The 10365-nt window shown below is 38.1% G+C and carries 9 protein-coding genes; 2 read left to right on the forward strand and 7 right to left on the reverse strand.

Features of this window, described 5'->3' with window-relative positions:
* Positions 1-95: 95 nt before the first annotated feature.
* Positions 96-1742: an AAA family ATPase gene (locus EV693_RS05430; RefSeq protein ID WP_132501349.1), complete on the reverse strand. Its 1647-nt coding sequence runs from the start codon at positions 1740-1742 to the stop codon at positions 96-98.
* Positions 1743-1818: 76 nt separating this feature from the next.
* On the opposite strand from EV693_RS05430, the gene matP reads away from it, so the two are divergent.
* Positions 1819-2268 carry a macrodomain Ter protein MatP gene (matP, locus tag EV693_RS05435; RefSeq protein WP_132501350.1) on the forward strand — a complete coding sequence of 150 codons (450 nt, stop codon included), beginning with the start codon at positions 1819-1821 and terminating at the stop codon, positions 2266-2268.
* A 148-nt stretch (positions 2269-2416) separates the two neighbouring features.
* Here the strand turns inward: matP and lpxC are convergent, their stop codons facing one another.
* The 6 genes from lpxC to argF are packed head-to-tail and all read right to left on the reverse strand — an operon-like array spanning position 2417 to position 8720.
* Positions 2417-3337 carry a UDP-3-O-acyl-N-acetylglucosamine deacetylase gene (gene lpxC / locus EV693_RS05440; RefSeq protein ID WP_132501351.1) on the reverse strand — a complete coding sequence of 307 codons (921 nt, stop codon included), beginning with the start codon at positions 3335-3337 and terminating at the stop codon, positions 2417-2419.
* 12 nt (positions 3338-3349) lie between these two features.
* Positions 3350-4654, reverse strand: a complete 1305-nt coding sequence (ftsZ, locus tag EV693_RS05445) for a cell division protein FtsZ (protein ID WP_132501352.1) — start codon at positions 4652-4654, stop codon at positions 3350-3352.
* A 37-nt stretch (positions 4655-4691) separates the two neighbouring features.
* Positions 4692-5966, reverse strand: a complete 1275-nt coding sequence (gene ftsA, locus EV693_RS05450; protein WP_132501353.1) for a cell division protein FtsA — start codon at positions 5964-5966, stop codon at positions 4692-4694.
* Between the two features lie 15 nt (positions 5967-5981).
* On the reverse strand, positions 5982-6761 hold the full coding sequence (locus EV693_RS05455) for a cell division protein FtsQ/DivIB (protein ID WP_132501354.1): 780 nt from the start codon (positions 6759-6761) through the stop codon (positions 5982-5984).
* Positions 6762-7670 (reverse strand): D-alanine--D-alanine ligase, encoded by a 909-nt coding sequence (locus EV693_RS05460; protein ID WP_132501355.1) that lies wholly within the window; start codon positions 7668-7670, stop codon positions 6762-6764.
* A gap of 45 nt (positions 7671-7715) precedes the next feature.
* Positions 7716-8720 (reverse strand): ornithine carbamoyltransferase, encoded by a 1005-nt coding sequence (gene argF / locus EV693_RS05465; protein ID WP_207906482.1) that lies wholly within the window; start codon positions 8718-8720, stop codon positions 7716-7718.
* Positions 8721-8975: 255 nt separating this feature from the next.
* Between argF and rhlB the strand changes: the two genes are divergently transcribed.
* Positions 8976-10214 carry an ATP-dependent RNA helicase RhlB gene (gene rhlB, locus EV693_RS05470; protein WP_132501357.1) on the forward strand — a complete coding sequence of 413 codons (1239 nt, stop codon included), beginning with the start codon at positions 8976-8978 and terminating at the stop codon, positions 10212-10214.
* Positions 10215-10365: the final 151 nt, after the last annotated feature.

Raw genomic sequence — 10365 nt, forward strand, 5'->3', positions numbered from 1 at the left:
TAAAATGGCATAAGCCTTTATATATAAACTTTGAAGATATTATCATACTAATAGACTATTTAAAATAGCGAACAGTTGTAAGCTGACTTATCGGATCAGTTACCACGCAAGAAATTACAAATTTTCTTTAGAAAAAGACCGCTTGTATCATCTCGTTGGTGTTGCTCAATTGCTTGATTTATAAGTGAAAAAATAGATAATTTTTCTCCCTTATCGTCATTTTCTCGATCATAAAAATCGTGGTGAAGCAAAATTTGAATAGCTTCAAATACATCAGAAACTGCCCAAATTTGAAATTTTTTCTGCTGGACTGCCAGCAACACCTCAGCCTTTAAACTTAAATGGGAAATACACACCGATGGAATTATCACGCCCTGTTTCCCTGTCAGTCCTCTTGTTTGACAAAGCTGGAAAAAGCCTTCTATTTTTTGCGTTACTCCCCCCACACTTAATACATTGCCAAATTGATCTATCGCACCTGTAACTGCAATAGATTGAGGAAGTGGTAGCATTGTTAATGCACTGATTATCGTGCAAAAAACAGCCAATGATGAACTATCACCATCGATCTCACCATAAGATTGCTCAAAAGCAACCGTTGCTGAAAAAGGAAGCTGACTAGGAAGTTCTAGCAAATTAGCTAGGCAAGATTGTGCAATCAGAACGCCTTTTGAATGAATATTTCCCCCTAGCTCCGTTTTATGTTCAATATCATTAATTTCCCCTTCCCCATATTGCACATTACAACTAATGCGTAGTGGCTCACCAAACGCATTTGGCACACCTTCAAATTCAACAACAGATAAGCCATTAATTTGCCCTATCTTTTCATTTTCTGTTTGAATATATTTCTGGTATTGTAATATTTCATCAAGGGAATATTGATATAATTTTGAGGATTGGCTTTCTAAATAATCAAAATAGTCCTGTATATCATTTAGCTGTATTGATACTTGGCTAACTGCATAAAACGCTTTAATACCTAATAAATAATTTCTTAACTTAGTTGGAGAAATAGAAATTAACTCTCTACTTTCACTCTCACGAATATAAACTCTCAATAATTGATTTAACATATTCGTGGAAAAACTATCTGTAAAACCATATTTTTTAGCATAAGTTTGGATATACTCTCCCCATTTTTCAATATTGCCATTGAGGTTCAAATAGCTATCTATCTCGGTGTAATGTGCAAACTGATATAAGCTATTATCATAACTTGATAATGCTGCAATATGATCTCGATTCCCCATTAAAATCAGTTTAAATGCGGATTTTATTTTCGGTAATTTTGTGGGGATTGTATTTATTACATTTGGCATATATTCACCAAATAATAATGCCTGTTTTAATTTATCCCATTGCTGAATATCTCGTAATAAACAATCTAAATTTAAGATGAGAATACGGTTATTTGCCTGTTCAATAATCCCCTCAATATGCTCAATTTTACTTTCATTTTCTAAATAAACAGAATAACCAAAAAGAGAATGTAGATTGAAGTCATTTTGGATAATAGGCTCAATGGTACTAATATGCAGATAATTTTCTATTTCCTGGATAAATTCAGGTAATGTTTCTGTTTTTATGATCAATAAACTGCCTAATTCACTGACAGTAAATTGATCCAAGGCTAACTTAGCTTTAGGTTGAAAGTCGATAAAATTGACGTGCGTTTTTGAACTCGAAGAAAAAGGGTATTCAATGATTAATGAATCCCATTGAAGGGGAGAAATATGCACAAAATGACCTCACGATAGAAATTTTCTCCATTATACTCATAATTCCGTTATACTTATACATTATTCGGAGGCAACTATGCGATATCAAAAATTAGAAAGCCAAGAAGCGAATTGGAAATGGCAATATTTGCTCAAGAAATACCGTGAGGGAGAAAACATTACTAAGCACGAAGAGCAAAGTTTGATTGAATTAAAAATACAATTGCTTGCAACTTTGCAAAATTCACCGCAAGAAATAGAACAATGGATAAAAGCTGAAATGACCAGTGAACAGCGGAGAAAAATGCGTCAGTCTATTCGTGCAAGACGAAAACGTTTTTTCAATGCGGAAAAACAAACGACCAAGAAAAAGTCGATTGATTTAGATTATTCAAGCTGGCAGCGTCTAGCGAAGCAATCTGATCTTTTAGGAATGACACTTTCCGAAACTATACATTATTTGATTGATGAATTAGAAAATAAACAGATTTATACCGATCAAATTAATAAAATGAAAGCAAACCTAAAGGCATTACTATCTGAGTAAGTTTAGCGATTGGACAGTTGATACTCAATAAATAGCATTATTTGAATAATTAAGCGGTGAGTTTTGAGGAAAAATTTGTAAATAAGAAACAAGTAAAGGGAGTAATGAAAAAAGATCAATAAGCAAATCCTTATTGATCTTTTTATGATTAAATAAAAATCTGTTCGTGAGTTTGATAGCCTTGCGGAACGTCTTCTTTATTATCAAAGATAACAAATTCCCAAGCATCTTGATTTTCTAATACTGCTCGCAACAACTTATTATTCAAACCGTGTCCCGATTTATACGCACTAAAGTCACCAAGAATATTATAGCCACACATAAATAAATCACCAATTGCATCTAGCATTTTATGACGAACTAATTCATCATTAAAACGCAGTCCTTCTTCATTTAGAATACGATACTCATCTAGTACAATTGCATTATCTAAACTTCCACCTAATGCTAAACCGATAGACTGAAGATATTCAACATCTTTCATAAAAGTGAAAGTTCTAGCACGGCTTAACTTCTGAATAAAATTCTCTGCAGAGAACTCCATCTTATAGTTTCTGACCTTTTTACTGATCATTGGGTGAGCAAAATCAATTGTAAAATCTAATTTAAGTCCTTGATAATAAGGCTTAAATTCTGCCCATTTATCACCTTCTTCAACACGCACGCCCTGTTTAATGCGAATAAATTTTTTCGGTGCATTTTGCTCTTCAATCCCTGCATCAAGTAAAAGATAAATAAAAGGGCTTGAACTACCGTCCATAATTGGGATTTCGGCCGCATCAACTTCTACAATAACATTGTCTAACCCTAACGCTGACATTGCAGCGTTAAGATGTTCCACTGTAGAAATTCTCACCCCATCATCATTAATCATACAAGTACAGAGTGTAGTATCACGAATAGAATCCGCACTGGCAGGAAAATAGACAACAGGATTTAAATCATTTCTCGCATAAATAATACCAGTATTCACTGGTGCTGGTCGTAATACTAGTGTTACCTTCTTGCCGCTATGTAAGCCAATACCTGTTACGTTAACGGATTTTTTAAGGGTTCGCTGGTTAATCATTTTATCCCTCAATTATTGATTATTTCGTATAAAACTTGGCACTCTAAAAAGGCTTGAACGATCAATTTCTTGTGGTTTTGAGCTATTCTGTTGCGATTGGTTTGCTTGTGTATTATACCCACCTGTTCCGTGATTAACTCGAGCATTATTTGCATAAGAACTATGTGTCGAAGGGCTATTACTTGTCGATGAGCTACTATTATTGGTAAAATCACCGTTATTTACAAAGCTATTATGTCCAAAACCCATATTGTTTCCTCTAATAAAACTAGGCTCATTTGGATTTGAATAGCTAGCAGGATCAGTAATCTTAGGTGGTGTCTTAGGAGGCAATTGTAATGCTTCATCTGGTTGTCCAATACCTGTTGCGACGAGTGTCACACGAATTTTACCTTCCATTTCTGGGTAGAATGCTGAACCGAAAATAATTGCAGCATCAGGATCAGCAAAGCTCGTAACATATTCCATAATGGTATTGACTTCGGCAAGTTCAATATCGTAGCCTGAAGAGATATTTACTAAGATACCTTTCGCACCAGATAAATCAACGTCTTCTAATAATGGGCTTGCCACTGCTTCTTTCGCTGCTTCTTCTGCACGGTTTTCGCCTTCTGCAATGCCTGTTCCCATCATTGCACGTCCCATTTCAGACATCACCCTCTTCACATCAGCAAAATCGACATTGACCAATCCTTCAGAGGTAATCATATCGGTAATACCTAACACTGCATTACGTAATACGTCATTTGCTACGCCAAATGCTTCATTAAATTTCACATTTTTAGGTAGCACTTTTAGCAATTTATCGTTTTGAATAATGATAAGCGAGTCAACATGCTTAGCCAGTTCTCGAATGCCTTGTTCAGCATAGCCTGAGCGCTTTCTACCCTCAAATGTAAAAGGCTTAGTAACAATCCCAACGGTTAAAGCCCCCTGACTTTTCGCAATTTCAGCAATGACAGGAGCAGCACCAGTGCCAGTACCACCGCCCATACCGACTGCGACAAACACCATATCCGCACCAGAAATCATATTGGTTAATGCTTCACGATCTTCTTCTGCAGCTTGATGACCGATATTAGGATCTGCACCAGCACCTAGACCTTTTGTTACGCTTGCACCAATTTGAATTGTATTGCGAACGGCACTGCTGCGTAAGACTTGTGCATCAGTATTGACTGAAAAAAATTCTACGCTACCGATATTTTCCGATGAACTGACACCAACCATATGGTTTAGTGCATTACCACCACCGCCACCAACGCCGATAACCTTGATGACCGCATCTTGCGTCGCTTCAAAAATAGGTTCAAACATTATAAATTACTCCTCAACGTGTGAATCATCAGACTCACTAAAAATTTGATTTTGTCCAGTTATATGCGTTTTTCAGGCCTCTACTTAACAGTTCAAAAATGCCACCGACCTTATTACTTAATTCACTGCCACTATGTTCATTACTATTATAATGGCTATATTGGAGCAACCCTAATACTGTGGCATATTGTGGCTTATTTACATAATCAGTTAATCCTGTAATGTTAAGTGGATAACCGACACGGACTTGCGTACCAAAGACAGATTTTGAACATTCTACAATATCTTCTATTTGAGAACCACCACCTGTTAATACAATTCCTGCAATTAATTCTTGTTTTATGCCTTTTTGATACAGTTCACTGCGTAATTGTGTCAGTTCATTCTCGACTACACTAAGCAGTTCGCTATAACATTGTCCTGTGATTCTTGATAATTGTTCTTTGCTAAAAGTTCTCGGGCTTCTTCCGCCAAGTCCTGCGACTTCAATTTTTTTCTCAGGGAAGTGAGCAGGCGGAGAAATAGCACTACCATAATGTGTTTTAATATTTTCTGCATCGTGACGAGAAGTGGTAAAAACGTGAGCAATATAGTCAGTAACATTATTGCCACCAAACGGAATGACTTTACTAAAACGTAATGCACCATCAGTATAAACTAATATGTCCATCGTACCACCGCCAATATCAATCAAACATACCCCTAGTTCTTTTTCATCTTCGGTTAAAACAGAATAGCCTGAAGCAAGTCCAGAAAAAACAATTTGGTCAATTTTTAACTTACTGCGTTCAACCGCATTTTTTAAATTACGCAACCAGTCGTTATGACAAGCGATTAAATGTACTTGAGCTTCTAAACGCATACCTGCTAGCCTCAATGGATTTTTTGTCGCAGGTAAGCGATCGACCCTATATTCTTGAGGGATAATATGTAACGTTTCTAAGCCATCAGGCAATTTTATTGAACGTGCAATATGCACAGCATTATCTATATCATCTGGTTTCACCTCGCCAGATAGCGGTACAGTACCGCTTTCATTAAAAGCGGTAATATGTGCCCCTGACAATGCAAGCGTTACGCCTATAATTTTACATTCTGAAATTGACTCAGCCTCTTCAATCGCTCGCTGGATAGAAGCAATCGCAGCATCTAAATCAATCACGCCGCCACCGTGTACACCTTTTGAAGCACTAACCCCTGATCCAATCACATTAATCACACCATCAGGTAATACCTCACCGACCACAGCCACAACTTTGTGCGTACCAATTTCTAATCCAACAACAATTTTAGATTCTGCTATTTTTGTCATAGTTATCTTATTCTTTTATTTATTGATAAAACCTACGGCTGCACCGTATTCATAACGTAAATCCACATAGGTGAGCATCTTACCTTCTGGTATGTCAATTTCAGGAAAAATAGTAACAAAACGATCAATTTTCGGCAACCAATCTCCCCGTCCTAAACGAAGCTCTACACCATTGTCTAACAAAATAATCCAAGCCCCCCGATTGTCCATTGAAACTGACCGTAGCCCCAACTGCCTTGTTTCAAGATCTCGCTTAATTTTCGTCCAAGCCTCTAGCACCACTTTACCTTGTTCATCAGGACCGAATAAAATTGGCAGTCCTCGACTATTAAAACGATCTTTTGGAAGACTAAACACCACGCCCTGCTCGGAGAGTAATGAGTGACTATTCCAAATAGCAACAGGAGTATGTTCTAATAATGTAATACTTAAACGATCTGGGTACATTTTCCTGGCGGTAACTTCTTTTACCCAAGGGATATTCAATAATTTTTGCTTAACTTCTTGAATATCTTGCCCAAAATAGCCCTTTAATGCAGGCTCTTTTGTTAAAGCACCACGAATATCCGCATCTGTCGTAAAGCGAGTTTGGTGAGTTAAAGCGTAAGCTCGAATGGGATTTTTATCCAATCCTTGTAGAATACTTTGCCAATTTAACAGTAAAAAGATCCCTAAAGCCAAGCATAATAACACAATAATCGGCTTAACGATCAGCATAGCATTCATTGGACTGCTCGGCTTACTGGCGGAGGTATGAATAACCGAAGTCGGTTTTTTATGAAAAACAACCGACATTTAGCTTAACTCCAATACACGCTCAACCAGTCGTTCAAACGAAATCCCAACGCAGGCGGCTGATTTAGGGAAAATACTATGGCTAGTCATACCAGGGTTAGTATTGACCTCCACTAAATTAAATCGCCTCTCAGCATCTTCCATCACATCAATACGGCTCCAGCCACGACAACCCACGATTTCATAAGCCGCTTTGACTAATTTCGCAATTTCAGCCTGTCTCTCGTCATTTAGTGCTGGCACAACATATTGCGTATTATCAGACACATATTTTGCATGATAATCATAAAATTCACCATCAGGAATGATTTCTACCGCAGGTAAGACCTCGCCATCTAACACTGGCACGGAATATTCTTTACCTGCTAAAAAAGCCTCGACTAACACTATGGTATCAAATTTTAACGCTTCTTCGATTGCAGGCAATAATTGCTCAATGGTTTTTACTTTTGTTACTCCAACGCTTGATCCTTCACTTGACGGTTTCACAAATAAAGGCAGCCCCAACTTTGCAATAATCTGCTCGGTATTGACCGCTTCTCCTCGTTTAACGACCACCATTTCAGCTACAGGTAACCCCATCGCTTGCCACAATAATTTGGTGCGAAACTTATCTAAAGTCAATGCCGAAGCCATCACTCCACAGCCTGTGTAAGGAATGCCCATTTGCTCTAATGCACCTTGCAACACGCCATTTTCGCCAATGCCACCGTGTAAAATATTAAAGACCCGTTCAATTCCCTTTTCTTTTAATTTTTCAATTGGAAAATCTTTGGTATCAATCCCTTCAACATTATAACCTAACGATTTCAACGCCTCAGTTACCGCCGCACCAGAACTCAGAGAAACTTCACGCTCTGCCGATACACCACCAAATAGTACCGCTATTTTTTCATTTTTAAGATCCATTTCTTTCCTATAACCTTATTAATCATCTTGAGCTATCAATCATATTTAAGATTCGCCCAATGTTGCAACCATCACAGCTTTAATCGTGTGCATACGGTTTTCCGCTTCATCAAATACCAAGGAAGCGTCTGATTCAAATACCTCATCAGTTACCTCCAGTCCTCTTAAGCCGTATCGCTGAGCAATTTGTTTGCCTAATGTAGTCTGATCATCGTGAAAAGCGGGCAAGCAATGTAAGAATTTCACCTTTGGATTGCCTGTTACTTCCAGCAACTGACGATTGACTTGATAAGGTTTCATCACGCTAATACGTTCAGCCCAAGCAGTTTCAGGCTCACCCATTGACACCCAAACATCGGTATATACAAAATCCACGTCTTTCACGCCCTCTGCAACGTTTTCCGTGCAAGTAATTTTTGCCCCTGATTTGACCGCTTGTGCGGCAACCTCATCAAATAACTGTTGCTCAGGGAAAAAACCTTGAGGGGCGACTAAACGTAAATCTATCCCCATCAACGCTGCCATCTCAACGAAAGAATTCCCCATATTATTACGAGCATCACCAAGATAAGCCAGCTTGATTTGGTTAAGCGGCTTATCACAATGTTCTTGCATAGTCAGCAAATCAGCCAAAATTTGGGTGGGGTGAAAGTCATCAGTTAATCCATTCCAAACAGGCACACCTGCATAATCTGCCAAAATATTAACTAATTCTTGTCCATAGCCTCGATACTGAATACCATCATACATTCTCCCCAACACTCGAGCAGTATCTTTCATCGATTCTTTATGCCCAATTTGCGAACCACTTGAACCAATGTAACTGACATTTGCCCCCTGATCAAAGGCAGCGACCTCAAAAGCACAACGTGTGCGAGTAGAACTTTTCTCAAAAATCAGAGCAATATTTTTTCCTTTCAACATAGGCTGCTCACGCCCTGCTTTTTTATCTGCCTTTAACTTGGCAGTTAAAGATAATAATGCGTAAATCTCTTCAGAAGTAAAATCCATTAAACGCAAAAAGTGGCGTTTTTTGAGGCTGGGCGTAATGTTCAAAGACATATTAACTCCTTAATGTCGCTGAGAATTTAAAAAAACAGAATAATATAAAGACTAAAAGCTGTACATAGAGACTAAAAAGCGAAAATTTGCCCGCTATTCTACTCAAAATCACACATTTATGGTATCTTTTGGACACTTTTATTTACATAATTATTCACATAATAAGCGGTCATTTTCTATCTAATTTCTGCAAGATTCTCGCATAACTTGACTGCCGTCAGCACTCTATTTTAAGGAGCTATGATGTCTAAACATCTTACCGAACAGCGTTTTTCTGATCTTGCTATTTGCGAGTCGATCCTCAAAGCGTTAGAACATAAGGGCTTTGAATTCTGTACCCCTATTCAGGCAAAAAGCCTGCCTTATACCCTAGCTGGCAGGGATATTGCAGGACAAGCACAAACTGGCACAGGCAAAACGCTTGCGTTCTTAGTCGCCACTTTTCATCATCTGCTCACCCAAGAAATTGACACAAATACTAATCAACCGAGAGCATTAATTCTGGCTCCCACACGAGAGCTTGCGGTACAAATTGCCTCTGATGCACAACGTTTACTTACTCAAACAGAGTTAAAACTTGCACTTGCTTATGGCGGCGATGGCTATGACAAACAACTGGAAGCGATTGCACAGGGGGTTGATATTTTAGTGGGAACAACAGGGCGTGTGATTGATTATGTAAAACAAGGGATTGTTGATTTAAGTCGCATACAAGTTGTGGTACTTGATGAGGCGGATAGAATGTTTGATCTCGGTTTTATTAAAGATATTCGCTACTTAATGCGAAAATGTCCTCCTCCAGAAAAACGTCTAACAATGCTCTTTTCTGCCACGCTTTCAGCAAGAGTTCGAGAATTAGCCTATGAAGATATGCACAATGCTCATTATGTTGAAATTGAACCTTTACAACGCACAGGGCATCGCATTCAAGAAGAGCTTTTTTATCCCTCTGATCAAGATAAAATGGCATTATTGCTCACTTTAATAGAAGAGGAATGGCCTGATCGTTGTATTGTTTTTGCTAATACAAAACACAAATGTGAGGAAATTTGGCGTTATTTAAGTGCAGATGGACACCGTGTTGGACTACTAACAGGCGACGTTCCGCAAAAAAAACGTCTCACGCTCCTTGATAGCTTCACTCAAGGACAATTAGATATTTTAGTAGCAACAGATGTAGCAGCACGAGGATTACATATCGCAGATGTTACCCATGTTTTTAATTATGATCTGCCTGATGATCGAGAAGATTATGTTCACCGCATTGGACGGACAGGGCGTGCTGGCGAAAGTGGCAAATCAATTAGCTTTGCTTGTGAACGTTATGCGATTAACTTACCTGCTATCGAAGAATATATCGGACACCCTATTCCAGTAACGCAATACGATAGCAATGCACTCTTTGAGTTACCTAAGCCAGGTTTACCTAAAAAACGGCTATCGAAAAATTTTGCTAAATCTGCCAGTAAGAAATTTGCTTAACAAAGTTTTTCTGTTTTGACTTCCTTTTACTTATTTCTTTGACTTTCTCAGTTATAAGTGTAGGTAAGGGTTGTTCTGTTATTTTATTGATAAAAAAACAGGCTGGTTTTACCCAGCCTATTTTCATTTTTTACTTGAGTTAAAAGTTTAG

It is taken from the genome of Nicoletella semolina, from assembly GCF_004345745.1.
Taxonomy (GTDB): Bacteria; Pseudomonadota; Gammaproteobacteria; order Enterobacterales; family Pasteurellaceae; genus Nicoletella; species Nicoletella semolina.